This window comes from Legionella micdadei (genome assembly GCF_000953635.1).
GTDB lineage: Bacteria > Pseudomonadota > Gammaproteobacteria > Legionellales > Legionellaceae > Tatlockia > Tatlockia micdadei.
The window spans coordinates 2,317,488-2,332,483 of the sequence record NZ_LN614830.1; the positions used below are offsets into that span (position 1 = coordinate 2,317,488).

The following is a 14,996-nucleotide window of genomic DNA, read 5'->3' on the forward strand; positions in this document are numbered from 1 at the left end:
CCCTACCCTACTTACAGATCTTTCAAACGGGGCAATAGTTCCCCTCATTGTACCTCTGGGTTATTACTTGGATAGGTAAGTATGCCTTGTGGAAATCCAGTGGTAATACCCGGTATATTAATTTTGTTGTAATCCCAATTTTTTGCAGCAAGCTCACCAGCCATCCAAAAACCAACTGTATTGGACAACATTTCAGTCGGTTCGGCTAATGAATACTTTAAGCGCATTAAGAAATCCTCAATCTTAGGCTCTTTCGAATAAAGATAATCGCCAGGAATGGCCGGACGCTCAGGAATAAAGATACTAGTAATATTGGTAAAAACAGCATTTGCAATGATTGTACTATTATTTCTCGAGTCCCAAACAGAATAGTTGTAATAATCATAATCAGCTTGGGTCATTTCTTTTTCACCCAACGATGGTTTAACATCTGCATAGGGAGCGATATAAATTCGCTCTGAAGGTAAGGCATTATTCGAAAGTGCTACAACAAATGGAGCTAACCAATTGCTTCCTTTAGTAAGACCTGCCGAAACATTACTCCCTGCAACAAAACGAATAATGACTTTTGCTTTTGGCCAATTAATATTTAATTGAGTCATTTTTCTATGGATCGCATCCATGCTTTGTAAGGCGGTTAACATAAATGTGCCAACCATCACATTATTATAAGGAATTGGGTAAGCTTTATTGCCATTAAGGAAGTCATCCTGTAAGGCAAACAAATCAAATGCTTGTTTTCCATTGAGGACATCGCGCATATAGTTCCCTGCCATAGAACAGGCATAATCAACCATATTATGAATTGTTGTGATATAGGGGCTCCAAGCGGGTGCAAGTACTTGTTCCAGCCAATTATTTTGACTCTGCTTATTTACTGATTTTACTGCCTTAACATCTTTTAATAACGTCTCCATTTGCGATTTCCAACTGATATCGCCATTTTCCTTTATTCGTGCGAGATACATCAGGGCAGGACCAATATGAGATACTGCTGTCATTTCAGTGAACCCAGAATTCGGTGCCGTGCGCATTATTTGTTTGAGTTCTAATTGACGATCATTGTTATAAACATAGAGTGTAGAATTGATGAATAGAATTAATGGTCCATCATTTTGATGGGCTAATTCACTGTTTTTTTTCGCTTCTGATTGAAATAACGCTTTAGAAATATTGATCTTACCTTTCGGATATCCTGGGTCTTCATGCCCAGTAAAATCATAATATAGATTCCAGAACGGTTGGGGTGTCACATACGCATCACTTTCTGTATTTTGTTCTGATTTAACACTACTTGTTATAGTTTTATTGACAGTGTCTGCAAAAACAAAGACTGAATAACAACCAAAAGCAAATGATATAATCCTTATTAATAATAGTTTCATAACTACATTTGTCCTTTGCAAATAATCCCGATGTTTTAATCATCGAAATTAATCATCCATGGCTGCTTTTTTATCAAAAATTTCTGCGAGTTTATTTTCATAGATCCTAAGATCATTAGGACTAAAAAGCACGTATCGAATATGCGTTATATTCCTAAGCGTCGCTATTATTTGGTAAGTGGTTTTTAGGGCAGTTTCAGTAGCTCGCTCAATAGGATAACCAAATATACCCGTTGAAATAGCGGGAAAAGCAATTGAAGTGATTTGGTTACTATCCGCTAGGTGAAGGGCATTACGATAACAATTGGCTAATAAAACATCTTCGGGCTTGTCCACACCATAAACAGGTCCGAGACAATGAATGACATACTGATTAGGTAAGCTATAAGCTTTGGTAATGACAGCCTCCCCTGGCTTTATTGGTGCTAAGTCCTGACATTCTTTTTCAAGTTCAGGTCCTGCGGCGTTATGGATAGCACCAGCCACACCGCCTCCTCTGCGCAGTCGTGCATTTGCTGCATTGACAATAGCAACCATATCCAATTGCTCGGTAATATCACCTAAAATAGATTCAATTTTACATCGTCCTACCTGTAATAGCATATCCCTTCAACCCTATGATTATTTATTCACTATATACAGTAAACAACTATAATCCGGTTGAAACAAGAACCTACAGTGCAATTGTATTAATTTTCACTCATAAATTTACTTAATGATGGTAAATAGAGAAGTTATTTAATGGGTAAAATGAAGAAAGGCAATGAATGATTAGTTTATCGTAACCAAAACAATCTATGATTTTATCCTTACGGAAGGAGCCCACTTCCATCAGCTTCGCTTACATCGTTGCTGGTTTCATCAATTAATTCGCATGTCGCTTGTGTAAGCCCCCTATATTTATTATGGCTGAATAAACCAAAACCTATACCGGCCATCAACGCCCCAACAGCTGCAACACCCATCCCCGGTAGCAATCCCATTCCCGTGCTGCTTAGAATAAATCCAGTTGCAGCTATCGCTATACCTAGAGCAAACATGGCAGCACCAAGCGCTTTCCTCAATGGATTGGCACTTCCTTGCATCTGTAAGGCATTTTGCTTGTATTCTTCCGCAATCGCTTTGCATTCATTCCCTGGTTTCGATTTTAGTAATCTAATAGTCAGTGCAAGATGCTTGGTTACATCTTCTGTATAACCCTCATTCTCGATGAGATTCACCATCCGTTCTCTGACTATAATGGCTTGCTGACGAATAGATGAGATAGTCAGATCATTAATTAGTGTATTGAACTCCCCAAGTTGCGAATCACATAGTTCACTGGTTTGCTTAAGTATCCGGTGAAGTTTAGGATTATATTCTGCGACGTAACAATGGATGCCTTGTTCTGCAAGTTGTGGATAAAAATATTTGATGGTGCTAATAAAGTGTGCTGCGGTACTTTTTTCTGGATTCATAAAGGCACCACAACCAGGCATTATAAAGACGACAGCAATAGGCTGTTCTATTCCTTTTGCTTTATATTGTTCCGCCAATTCAATCGCTTGTTTGCATTGTAGCGAAATACCTGCTGTAAGCATGCAGCCTAAATTACCCTCTTCCGTCGGAAGCTGTAATCGTTTGTTCGATGACGCTCTGGCATCTAAAGGGGAAGTTTCAATTAAACGTAAATCAGGCGCTGCATAACTGACTACTTTTATTGGAGTAAGCGTATTAGGTGTTTCAAGGAGTTGAAAAATTCCCTCTACAGTCGTGAGGTTTTTTGTATCTACAAACCAATGCTCTGAGACAAAACCACCGTCCACTGGAACTTCGTAGGCATTATTCTGGATGTCAAAATAAACAGGTAATTGGAATGATTCCTCGTCTTGGTTCGGAAATGAATTAAATAAATCATCAAAAAATTCTTGAGACTCTAAATAGGTCTCGCTTTGCTTAAGCAGTTTGGCACAAATGGTAAGAACCATTTGTAAATAACGTCTTTGATAATCAGCTACGTCAAGGGGTTTTGAATCCTCTGCAAAAGCATAATAACCAGCGTCCTTATTGCGTTGATGAACATCAGTAAAATGAAGCGCCATTTTAAGCGCAGAATCCGTATATCGCGAAAATAGTTCTTCGACTGAGCCCGCAGAGTATTTGGCAGCACCATCACGGTGGGAATTAGGTGCATTATCTACCACAACAATGCGCCCTTGAACTGACAATTCTTGAATTAATTCGATGACATCTCCATTAAAAAATTGGATTCCTGAATAGGAAGGAGGAGATTGGCCGTCTCTTTTGGTGATAGCAGTTGTCGCAATGGAACAGCAATCTGCCTGCAAGAGGTCAAGAAATTTCTGCAAATTCCCTTCGTTATTTAGCGCAGTAATTAATTTATCGATTACCTCGGCTAAACCCACTTCGTTATCGATAGAAACTGGCGGATCAATTATTTCTAAAATTTTAATATTGGATCTTATCAGTTGCGCTAAAAAAAGGGTTTGGGCACACCAGTATTGGCGTCTAGCCTCGATCTGGTGAGGTTTGTAGCTTTGAGTACGCATTAACTCTATAAAGGTTTGTGCGCGAGCTTCCTGTGAAGTATGCATCTCCTCGAGCGTCTTAGGTGGCCCTTTTATTAAGGCATCAAGAGTATGATAACCTGCATTGATAACACTAAAAAAACTGGGCATAAAACGTGCTCGCAAAAGAAGTATATTGCACAAGAAAATGCCCAATTATAAAATTAATTCTCTCCTTAGCGCAAATAAATAGCTCATCAGGCGCTTAATATTTTTCCCATTGTATTCTATTTTAAAGGTAATTTACGGAAACTAACCGCAAGGCGATTCCACCCATTGATTGTTACTATGGCCATAGTAAGATCAACAGCTTCTTTTTCACTAAAATGATTCCGTATTTCTTGGTAAACTTCATCAGGTACACGAGTTTCGGATAACAATGTCACTGCTTCTGCCCAAGCTAATGCAGCACGCTCACGTTCGGTAAAAAATGGAGCTTCATACCATACCGCAACAGCATTTAACCGTCTTTGTGATTCACCCTCTTTAAGCGCTTCCGCGGAATGTAGATCTACACAGAAAGTACAACCATTTATTTGAGAAACACGTAATTTTACAAGCCCAAGTAGTAATTTATCCAAGCCACAATTATTAACGAATTTTTCAAGACCCATCATCGCGTTAACCGCTTCTGGTGAAACTTTGTAAAAGTCAATTCGTGAATTAGTCATCCTGACCCCCTTCTTTTTAAAGTTTCCGATTTTAGCAGTATTGTAGTTTGTGGTTAATTATAGCTTATACCTAAAAGAAGCATGGGAGCATTATCCACTTCCGAAAACTGAATCATTAATAGGCCAACTGAATTTACTTTATAAACTGCAGCTGACTTCCTCGATGAAGAGATTGCTGAAATAGCAGCATAGGCGAGATGATTCATAAAGAAGCATCCTTCTGCAACATATTGCAAATTTATTCAACTTTTTATGTTTTTAAAGCATTATGTTGCAGGTTTCAATTTCAATTTACCCCTTAACTGCCTTCGGAATTAATTTGCCTTTTGTAAAGGAGGAATTGTCGAGCCTGGTTTTTGGGGCTCTACAGGAAGTGAAGGCGAAGTTGGCGGCCTTTTTTTGCGGAGATTGGCTGTTGAACCTCCAGCTTCATGTCCTACTGCCGGTGTGAGCGTAATTTGCGGATTTAATTTTTCCAATTGCTCGGTGGAAAGCTCATTTAGTTTACGTTTAAATTCAACCACTAAACGATGTATAAATTTCTCATGTTTCATACTCATCTCCAACTACAAGATTACTAACTTAAAATAAGTTTAGTCCACTCAGAGCGTGATTACTTAAAAAAATTGGCTTTGCTTATTCATTTACCTTAGATTAAAAATGGGATTATCTTATAAGGCACAAGCGAGCAGTATTTATCCCAATCCAGACCGTATTTTTTAGCACAGCGCCTATCATCACGAAAAGCGCGATCCATAAGTAGAATTGTCAGGAAGCAAACATAAAAATAAGGTGCAAAATGAGTAAATAGCGCAGGAACTGACCAAAAAAAGGCACCCGCTACCTCCGGAATGTAATGAAAATGCCTTGAAATTCCCCACCAGCCGGAAGCAAGCAGAATACTGGTTTTGATATCTCCTTTCGCAGTTTTATAATGCGTTAACAAAATGGTCGGTTTTTTACCCCAAATTTTACAATTACCCGCTGTCTCTCTTACCCTCATGCGTTGCTTGTCTGCTGAGTAATTAACGAGGATGCTAATCGCTCCAAGAGTAAAAATAAGACATGCCCAACCCAAACTTAGGTGTACAGGGTGTAGTACAAGAAACATACTGGGCGAAGTGTAGATACAAGGTACCCAAACTAGGCAGCCCCAACAAATATAAAATCCTGCTCGATCATGCATGATATCCAGTGAACGCAAATAACCTTTTTCCCAGAGAAAAAATTTCGCTATATAGATGCCTTGTAAAGAGACAGAAATCACCATCGAATTAGCTAATCCAGTCAATTCTGCTTGTTTGGCACAATAAGAAATAAGTAATAACCCCCAACTCATCATACCTAAACGACAAGTGATTAATTGTTTAATGTGCCACCCGAAAGCTTGCGGGTATAATTCTACCCCCCAATAGTAATCAAATAAGAAATTTTTAGTGACACTTGCATCCTTTGTCGAAGGAAAAACCCGCCCTTTGATATATAAAAAAACACAGAAAACAAGGCTAAAAATATTGAGTGCGCCTAGAATGCTACCGAGATTGTCGTAAAGGATTGTTGCAGGGAATAAGTGTAATCCAAAAGAAGCAAAGGAAAATGTGACAATTGTTATCACAAAAGCTAATAATCCATTCTCTTTGTAGGTCGGTATATATCCCTTTGGTGATATTGGTCCTTGGAATTCCTTTCCAGGCAATAAGCGCATTAAAGCAGCTTCAAAAAGGATAAAACCACCAATCATTGCCCAGGCTAAACCAGAACCCCAAAAATAGGGTTGCCACAAGTAATAGAGGGTCTTAACAACGCCTTCTGTAGAGATACTATTCCATAATGTGGAGAAAGAACCTTCTAATTTCGTATTCGTGAACCACATTACCATTACAAAAGGAGGGCATACTAAAATAAGAAAGAGAGGTCCTAGAGTATTCCTAAGATTCACCCACATAATCATATCCTTATACAATTATTCCATCTATCGTTGCTATTAAATCTAAATCAAGTCTTTAATTTTGCTCTATACCATTCTAAAAACGATAACTTAATCGCGCCATTACAGAATAAAGAAAAGGGAAATAGGAGTCAGTCGGACTTAGCTGGGACTCTCCATAGCCTGCTGTATAATTTCCACCAATTTCAAACATGATATGGGGATTCAAAAGATAATTTATTCCTCCGCCAAAAGTGGGGCTAAGACGCCAATCTTTTGTCAGGATATCGGTGCGATGTACCCCGGCAACGCCAGCACTTGAGTATACTCTGAACCGGGTATTTGAAATGGGCAGCATAATTTTACCCATTAAATTTAATGTATCTGTGTTGGTGACTAATGTTACCAAGTCATTATTATTAAAACTGAAAAGACTGTCTGGATCAAAGAAAACGTTTGCCTTAGGAAAGTGCATGTAACTTGCTTCCAAGGCAAATGCTGGAATAATTTCATACCCAGCTAATACTCCCCAAACGCCCCCCCCCTCTCTCACATGAATAGGAGTGGATAAATTTAGGGCTGAATTCTGATTTTCTACTGTAGGCACCAACCCTCTCCAAGTAGTCGAACCATATCCGCCAAGTACCCCCAGATAGAATGCTCGGTTGAAAGGAAAGGATTGAGCCTCATTGCTATGGCAAAATGAGGAACATAGCAATAAAAACAATGAGCTACATCGCGTAAATTTCTTAAAAATCACTAGGCAACCTTTTCTCTTTGATTAAGATCTAAGGACATCTGCTATAATATGGACTGCAAACTCGTTGATGGGAATCTATCCCATAAAGGTAACAATTCCAATTATTCAAACAATCTTCCATAGTGGTATACTTTTGAGCTCGGCAAGCATTTTCTAATGAACCATATACAGCGACCATCCTCGAATAAAGCTGATGCATATCCTCACACATACCGGAAGGCACACCCGAAGAAGTGCAATAACATTTGGCAGCAGTTTTGAAGGAAGCGCAAAAATTCGGATCATTTGTAGGTAAAGCATTAGGACATGCAAAAGTAGCAAAAGCGAATAAATAGGAAACAGCACTTAGGCAGATTTTTTTTATCATATTAATCCCTTAATGAATCGAGTTGATAATTCTATCAGAACTTTCATTAAAGGAAACATGAATTTTTGATAATGCACCCTCTTTTACTTGTGGCAAAAAGTAGAACACCAAGCAGCGGGAGGTATTTTTCAAGATGCTACTTCCTCAAATGCAGCCTATATATCTCCTGAATAATTATAATTCGGGTAAAAATTTATCTAACCATCTAGGAATATACCAGTTCCATTTTTCCAAAAGCGCCATCGTAGAAGGCACTAACAGTGTACGAATTAAAAATGCATCCACAAAAATAGCAACTGCAATGCCGAGTCCAAACGCTTTCACCATCAAGACATCTGCGACCAAAAAAGAACCACAAATAACAATTACGATTAAAGCTGCTGAGGTAATAATGCGACTGCTTTTTTCAATGCCCACAACAATACTCTTATTATTATCGTTATATTCTTGGTGTGCTTCTTTTATTCTCGACAATAGAAACACTTCATAATCCATAGAAAATCCGAATAAGGCACAAAAAATTATCACTAATAAGCTGACATCTAAAATGCCTTGGACTTCGAAATTAAGATAGTTGGCCAAGTACCCATCCTGAAAAACCAATACGAGAGCGCCATAGCAAGCTGATAAGCTTAATAAATTCATTAAAATGGCTTTAAATGGTAAAAACAAGGAACGCAATAATAGAAGCAAGATTAGATAGGAAAGGAGAATTATCCAGACTATAGCGTAGGGAAGGATTTTAAAAATTCGTTCTAAAACATCGACATTGATAGCAGGTGTTCCCGTCACTTCCACTTCAAGTTTCGATGGAGGCCTAATGGTTTCTAGTTTCTTAACTAAATCGGTTGTTTGTTCAGAGTTAATGCTGTATTTGCTATTAACATCCAACACTGTGAATGAGTGTCTGGTAGTCGTGGATAGTAATTTTTTAATACTTGCTGGCAAAACATCGTTAGAAGTCGAGTAAAGATTGTAATATTCTTTGCTATTTAATTTTGAATCAGATGAAATAATGCCGATAATGTTTTTTACTAACGAATTGGCTTTGATATTCCTTACAAGATTATGTAATTTTGAAATATTATTTTTTGATAAAATGTAGCCATTTGGAGATTGAACTAATAGGACAACTGGGGTTAACTCTTTGGGATCAAAATACGCTTCATAACTGTTAAAAAATTGCCGGCTATCCGAGTTTTTAGGGGTTATACGATAATCGGATATACCAAATTTAGCTGAAGCAAACGGATAACCAAGCACCAATAAAAAAATAATTATCGGAAAGAAAAAAACAAGAGGTTTATTTACTATTTTTTCAGCTAACCAGTGCCAAAAAGGAGACCGGTTCCCTTTATTTCTTCTAGTTAATCTAATGGTTAAAAAATCGATACGGCTTTTAATAATCCCAAGAAATGCAGGTAATACTAAAACCGCATTCATTACTGCAACTATGACAGCAATAATACCTCCTACAGCCATGGAAAATAAGATATTCACAGGAAATAAAAATAAAGCACTCAAACTGACTAGAACAGCTAATCCACTAAAGAAAACAGATTTTCCCGCGGTTTCTTCAGTAATCGCAAGGGCTTCTTCCGGCTTTTTCCCTTTATGAAATTCTTCACGAAAGCGATTAATAATAAACAGGGCATAATCTAGACTAAGACAAAGACCTAATAATAAAGCAATATTTAAAGTATAAATTGAAAGAGTCCAACTTTGTCCAATAATATAAAGTGATGATAAAATTACCAGGGCACACCCTCCGCCCAATATAATAGGAAGTAAGGCCGAAGCTAACGATCCAAAAATGAAAAGCAAAGTAATAATCGCAACCGGCGCTGCAATCAAATCAGCTCGATAGAGATCAAGCTGCGTCTGTTTGTTAATCTCATCAATAAATGCCGCTTGCCCTCCAAACACAATGGTCATATTAGAAGGTTTTTTTATCAACGATCTGATTTGGACTAACTCTTTGTTTGAGAGTACTTCATGACGTTTAAAAATGATTACCACATAAGCGGAGTGCTTATCCTTGGAAATTTGCTTTTTATTATCGGAAGGTAGAATTATTTCATGCCCAATTGGAAAATTTTTTAATCCTGAAAGCGATTTTTTTATTTTGCTTTTAAAAAGAGCTTGATTAGCTAAAAGGCTAGGGCTGTGATAGATAATTAAAATCTTATTTGCGTCATTGTAACCAAATTGCTTGTTGATGTAATGTTGGGCTTTAGCGCTTGTAGAGTTTTCGTCGCTAAATCCCGTACTTTTAAAAGGGGGGATTGAATGGATAAGAATCGGTATAGAAATTGTAATAACTATTCCCCAAATAAGAACGATACTCCAACGCAGCCCAAAAATAATCCTTCCTAATCTGTAAAATAGTTTTTTTCTCATCTTGTTCTCGATCCCTCAAAATCTAAGCATAGTTGGTGGGTGTTAAATTTTAAAGAAAAAAGGAACAGTCTGATTTATAATTATACCAAATAATGCAAAGCTTAGCCTCTCTTGTAAACTTAAAGACTAACCTCTATACCGCTGTAAACCGCATATCGACTTTTAACCTGGGTGCCATAATATTTTTCTACGACAGGAAAACCTGCGCCTAAAAAGCAAGAAATACTCTCACCCACGTTAACTCGAATCCCTGGATTAACATAGATGCTATTACCACCGGTATTCGGGTCTTTGATGCCATTAATTTTATCGTGATTTAGATATTCTCCGGTTAATTCTAATATTCCCTCGGTTTTATAAGCCATTTTGCCTTGATGCTCGTAGAGAGGATAAGTTGCTGCAAAATCGTAGTAGAAATAACTCCCTAACGTGGTAAATTGGGTTCCTTTTGTCGTTTGGCTGTAAGTAAAATTACTACTTAATGATAGCCGCCCCATCTTTTTTGAAAAAATAACACCAGCAAATGGTACCCAAGCGCCCGTTCCTGGCTGATTTGCAGCTGGAAATAGTTCGCCCTCACGGGTTCTCGCCGTTTTTTTTCCGGTGGGCAGGTTCATGCCAAAAAGAAAAGCCATTGTTATAGCGGAAGCGCCCTTGTTTCCTTGATGGGGTCGCCAAATTCCAAAAATAGTTGAATCACCTACTCCAGATATATTACCCAGGTTTGTGACAGTAGGAGTTTTTTTTTGTTCAGCTTGATTAGCTGCATGTGGATCTGTTTCGTTGTCTTCATGTAAGCCTGCTTCATAATCGGCATGTAGTTCTGCTTTCTTGGCTTCATCGAGGTCTGCCTTATTAATTAGGTGTAGACTCGCTTCATTTGCTGCAGAAAGAGTTGCTTCATTGACTGCACGCAAGCCATGACTATGCTGAATAGGTAAAAAAGTACCTACTGTAAAATTGTCTAATAATCCATAACTTAACATAAAAAAATTCATGAAAAATCCTTTTTGGCTTTCTGAGAGCGGATTTGACAGTAACGTTACATCAGAAAAAGGGTGGGTACGATCGTATTCCATTCGCTCTCCCACTGCCCAAGAGCCTTTATCCAGAGTTTCTGCTGTTGATGTAAGAATCGGGGCTCCGAAAGTAACGGAAAAATTATCTAGGTTGCGTTGAGAAATAATTGGATAGGCCTCTTTGATGTAACCACAACTGAGGCTCATAAATAAAAAGAGAAATTTTTTCATAAGTAACTCACTGATAATGCATCCATTCCACTCTTCATCATTCTAATCTGATAGAACAACTTATTACTATTTTTATAAACTGCGATAAAATATTTATAATGAAAAGAAGTTAGAGAGAAGTATTTTATGAAATCCTCAGAAATAAAATGCCCCACGTGCGGCAAATACAATACTTGGCGCCCAGGGAATCATTATAGGCCGTTTTGCTCAGACCGCTGTAAACTCATTGATCTAGGGGAATGGGCTAATGAAACGCGAAAAATCCCTGGAAAAGGATTAGATATTGCAATCGATACTAATTTAGATAATTTGAAAAACGAATTCAAAATTGAAGAAATGCACTAATAGGCGTATAGACCCTTTGTATCGTCGTTCAGAAATTGCTTTCAAAATTAAGTTGGTATTTTTTCATAATAATGATTTGTAAAAAGCGCTTTAAAGCCAATTCGTTTATAGAGTCCTAACCCGTTGTTTGAAGCTTCTAAAAAGCAACGGCTTATGCTTAACTCCTTAGCACACTTTAACGCCTCATAAATCAATGCGGAACCAAATCCTTGCTTTTGAAAAGCAGGCATCGTAGCAACATCATCAATCCGGGCGCAATTTCCGCATAATGATAAAGTCAATGAACACACCACTGTATTTTCAAAATAGCCAGAAAAATGATAGATTAATCCTGCATTTTCTGATGCCAATTGATGTCTGTGGGTATAAACGGAAGTAACTTCTGGTGTGGATTCAAACCCGTAAATCAAGGGAATACTCCAAGTATGTAAATCATCGTCCATTAATTTGCATTGGAGTGACAAAGATTGCGATGGGAACTGGATACTATCAAATACGGCTACCATAGCTACACCAGTTCCTGTATTTGAAAACCCAAGTAATTGAACATCACGTTCAATAGTTTCATTTAGTAAATAATCGGGGAATACTAATGCCCAAGGCACATGATTTTTCTCGTAATAAACTTGGCAGGCATTCAGGCTCTGAAAGAATCGATCATCAATATGTTTAACGATAGCTGGATTTAAGCCTGATGCTTGAACCCCTGTGGTAAAAGCAACTAAATGATCATAATCCATTTGGTTTACACTCACTAACGAGAAAAAGTTATTCTCTACTATATGAAAATCTATCACATCACTATTCATTTTTATTTCACTCAATTTCCGCTGCACTGTTAAAAATCCTCGTCATTAGATAAAGTGAGGATATAAAGGTTCTTAACCGAAGTCACTTTTATTTAATAGACCAAATTTGCGAGCCAGTCGTTTTTGGTATATGGTTAGTTTTTTAGAATCATGAAGCATATGGCAAATAAATCAACAAGAATAAGAAAATACAACTTAATCACCTTATTCGTTGTTGCGCTATTAGCAGCATTTTATGAACTACAAATTCCGCGTTCTTCACATCTGATTACAGATAACATTTATTCATTCATTATAATTGGTATAGCTTTTGGATTGATTGTTAATTTCTCCCTACCGCTCCTGATTGCTCGCCTAATTAATTTTATCGCGAATTTATTCCGTAAAAGTAAAAGGCCTTTTTCCTATATTGTTGTTTGGGTGTTTTTTTTAATTATCACTTCCGCAACCGTTTTTTATTTTCTCTCTCTATTGTGTTGTTAAGTCATGACGACAGAGCGGTCTCAAAACAAGTAAAACCGCCCCACTCCCGATGCTTGCACAATTAAGATAGTTATTAACAAAACAAAATCAGCATAAAAATGAGTAGTGCGAAATTCACCAGAACCAATCTTTTCTATTTATTAAGAACAGCATTTAAAACTTTAATCGCTTCTTTATCCTCTTTAGTTAATAGGCTATCTTGATAATTAGGATTCGGTTCATACCACCATTGTTGATTAAAATAGTGTTGTAATTCTGGATCGTTAAAAACCCGTCCGTATTGGGCAAATATCGAATTCTTCATTCTTCTTAATTCTGAACGGCTCATGCTGCTTAAGGGCGGAAGAGGATAAGACGAAATACCAATTAGAGGATAGACCAACTGATATCTCACATAATCTCTTCCAGTTTGTAGGCAAAGGGTTAAGTCTTGTTTGGGTTTAAAATGCTCCAGATCCCAGAGGTATTGACGATAAGCTCCCTTCTGAACTATTTTCATGCCAGGCAGAATAGGTGTTCCAATATCCTTGTATTGGGAGATTTCAGAACAAAGACGAGTAGGAGTATTGGGACTGATTTTGATACGGGTGTGGCCTATCTGGTTTCCTCGCCAAAGTGCACCGGTTTTTAATACATAACTGACCCATGTAAATCCCATGACATCATTAGTAGTACCCGTGGAATAACTGTGTTCTATTTTAAGGATTTGATCGGGCTCAAAAGACATGGGCCAGATATAAGCTTCTTGATAGGCTACACCTTTGTCTTTATTCGTACCTATTTTACTCCGTACAGCTGGAATAGGACCATTTGGAGTCGTTACTTTAAAATCATAGACTAACGGATCTCCCGGATGGCTAATTGAACCTTTAGGCACTGTAACAGCTTCCTCTTCATTATAGATAGGGAAGGGAAAACCCATTTGTAACCTCTGTTTCTTGGGAGTAAAATTTTTAAAGGTAAATTGGCAATGGTATAACCAACGCCCTCTTTTATTTGGATTTAGTAAATCTTCTCCATTGATACTAATGTTTTCAGAAATCATACTAATTGCGTTATTTTCAATAGGAATAGGTAGTGATCCATTTCCACCAAATTCAGTGTCATTGGCACTAGAATTAATTGACTGGGTTAATAATGTAAGAAAAATGAATACCTTTGCAAAACCGTTCATCAATCCCTCCTTTTAGCCCACTTGATACCCCCTGAGCATCAATTTCGGATAAAATCTCCCTGGCATTTTTTGCTTTTGTATTTAAAAGATTTACTGATTTTCGTTACCCAGAGATCCCATTGCTTTTTTTCTGTTTTTGGATAATAAAGCCAGAGATAAAGGTGTATACTGCAAGAAGGGACAAATATTTTTTTTAAGTAAACAATTTGAGTGTAGCTAGTACCTGAAATAACAAAGATATTCTTGCTTAAATAGGCATAATCCAGTTCAAATCCCTCTTGCTTGAGTTGTTTTTTCTCGTAATTAAACTCTTCTTCAATATTGAATTTGTCTTGATTTTTTTGCGAATCAAGGGTTGGTAAAAAAGATCCATAAACTGTTAGCTCCCCTTCGTTTCCAATAAACTTTTCCCCGTCTCCATTTTCAGATTCACCTTGTGGAACCAAAAATAATGGATACTCCAATGCATAATTATAACGGGCATTGGAATAAACCCCGAATGAAGGCCCATTGGCAAAAGTAACGGGGTTAACAAGGAATAGTAACAAGAAAAGAAGGAATCGTTTTCTCATGCTACTATCCCTTTTGATATTGTGTAAGCCCCATACAGTGCAAAAAAGATTGCTTTTTGCTAACCGCCACAGCCTTGAACACAACTATCTCGAGTATCAGAGCAGTTTAATATGCAATCCGTATCACCATTACATCCTTTTGTGCAACTTTTCGATTGAACTTCACAATTTGCTTTGCATACATCATCAGCAAGTGCCAAATTACTAAAGCCCAGACAAACTATAGCTCCTAGCAGCAGGGCAAAAATTTTATTCGATGACTTAACCATAAAATGCTCCTTCACTA

General features: G+C 37.5%; 15 protein-coding genes. 1 reads left to right on the forward strand and 14 read right to left on the reverse strand.

The window, feature by feature from the left end; genetic code table 11:
- Positions 1-44 precede the first annotated feature (44 nt).
- From LMI_RS10340 to LMI_RS10385, 10 genes are all read right to left on the reverse strand, one after another.
- On the reverse strand, positions 45-1,385 hold the full coding sequence (locus LMI_RS10340) for a DUF5624 domain-containing protein (RefSeq protein WP_045099731.1): 1,341 nt from the start codon (positions 1,383-1,385) through the stop codon (positions 45-47).
- A 48-nt stretch (positions 1,386-1,433) separates the two neighbouring features.
- Positions 1,434-1,988, reverse strand: coding sequence for a macro domain-containing protein (locus tag LMI_RS10345; RefSeq protein WP_045099732.1), 555 nt, complete (start codon positions 1,986-1,988; stop codon positions 1,434-1,436).
- 206 nt (positions 1,989-2,194) lie between these two features.
- A complete protein-coding gene (locus LMI_RS10350; protein ID WP_052679534.1) occupies positions 2,195-4,063 on the reverse strand; it encodes a hypothetical protein in 1,869 nt (622 codons plus the stop codon).
- A gap of 116 nt (positions 4,064-4,179) precedes the next feature.
- On the reverse strand, positions 4,180-4,623 hold the full coding sequence (locus LMI_RS10355) for a carboxymuconolactone decarboxylase family protein (RefSeq protein ID WP_045099733.1): 444 nt from the start codon (positions 4,621-4,623) through the stop codon (positions 4,180-4,182).
- A 53-nt stretch (positions 4,624-4,676) separates the two neighbouring features.
- On the reverse strand, positions 4,677-4,829 hold the full coding sequence (locus LMI_RS15350) for a hypothetical protein (RefSeq protein ID WP_153280304.1): 153 nt from the start codon (positions 4,827-4,829) through the stop codon (positions 4,677-4,679).
- Between the two features lie 108 nt (positions 4,830-4,937).
- Positions 4,938-5,177: a hypothetical protein gene (locus LMI_RS10360; protein ID WP_045099734.1), complete on the reverse strand. Its 240-nt coding sequence runs from the start codon at positions 5,175-5,177 to the stop codon at positions 4,938-4,940.
- Between the two features lie 95 nt (positions 5,178-5,272).
- Complete coding sequence (locus tag LMI_RS10365) at positions 5,273-6,568, reverse strand: phosphatidylethanolamine N-methyltransferase family domain-containing protein (RefSeq protein ID WP_045099735.1); 1,296 nt, start codon at positions 6,566-6,568, stop codon at positions 5,273-5,275.
- A gap of 79 nt (positions 6,569-6,647) precedes the next feature.
- Entirely contained in the window at positions 6,648-7,310 is a 663-nt protein-coding gene (locus LMI_RS10370; protein ID WP_045099736.1) for an outer membrane protein, read from the reverse strand.
- 541 nt (positions 7,311-7,851) lie between these two features.
- The gene (locus LMI_RS10380) at positions 7,852-10,077 is read right to left on the reverse strand and encodes an MMPL family transporter (RefSeq protein ID WP_045099738.1); all 2,226 of its coding nucleotides are present in this window, start codon (positions 10,075-10,077) and stop codon (positions 7,852-7,854) included.
- Positions 10,078-10,196: 119 nt separating this feature from the next.
- Entirely contained in the window at positions 10,197-11,327 is a 1,131-nt protein-coding gene (locus tag LMI_RS10385; protein WP_045099739.1) for a transporter family protein, read from the reverse strand.
- Between the two features lie 126 nt (positions 11,328-11,453).
- Here LMI_RS10385 and LMI_RS10390 point away from each other — a divergent pair, with 126 nt between their 5' ends.
- Positions 11,454-11,672, forward strand: coding sequence for a DNA gyrase inhibitor YacG (locus tag LMI_RS10390; RefSeq protein ID WP_045099740.1), 219 nt, complete (start codon positions 11,454-11,456; stop codon positions 11,670-11,672).
- Positions 11,673-11,719: 47 nt separating this feature from the next.
- On the opposite strand, the gene LMI_RS10395 is transcribed toward LMI_RS10390, so the two are convergent.
- The 4 genes from LMI_RS10395 to LMI_RS10415 all read right to left on the reverse strand — a co-directional run bounded on the left by LMI_RS10395 (position 11,720) and on the right by LMI_RS10415 (position 14,979).
- The gene (locus tag LMI_RS10395) at positions 11,720-12,481 is read right to left on the reverse strand and encodes a GNAT family N-acetyltransferase (RefSeq protein WP_045100708.1); all 762 of its coding nucleotides are present in this window, start codon (positions 12,479-12,481) and stop codon (positions 11,720-11,722) included.
- A 616-nt stretch (positions 12,482-13,097) separates the two neighbouring features.
- Entirely contained in the window at positions 13,098-14,138 is a 1,041-nt protein-coding gene (locus tag LMI_RS10405) for a YARHG domain-containing protein (RefSeq protein ID WP_052679536.1), read from the reverse strand.
- 38 nt (positions 14,139-14,176) lie between these two features.
- The gene (locus LMI_RS10410) at positions 14,177-14,710 is read right to left on the reverse strand and encodes a hypothetical protein (protein WP_045099742.1); all 534 of its coding nucleotides are present in this window, start codon (positions 14,708-14,710) and stop codon (positions 14,177-14,179) included.
- A 59-nt stretch (positions 14,711-14,769) separates the two neighbouring features.
- Positions 14,770-14,979, reverse strand: a complete 210-nt coding sequence (locus LMI_RS10415) for a hypothetical protein (RefSeq protein WP_045099743.1) — start codon at positions 14,977-14,979, stop codon at positions 14,770-14,772.
- Positions 14,980-14,996: the final 17 nt, after the last annotated feature.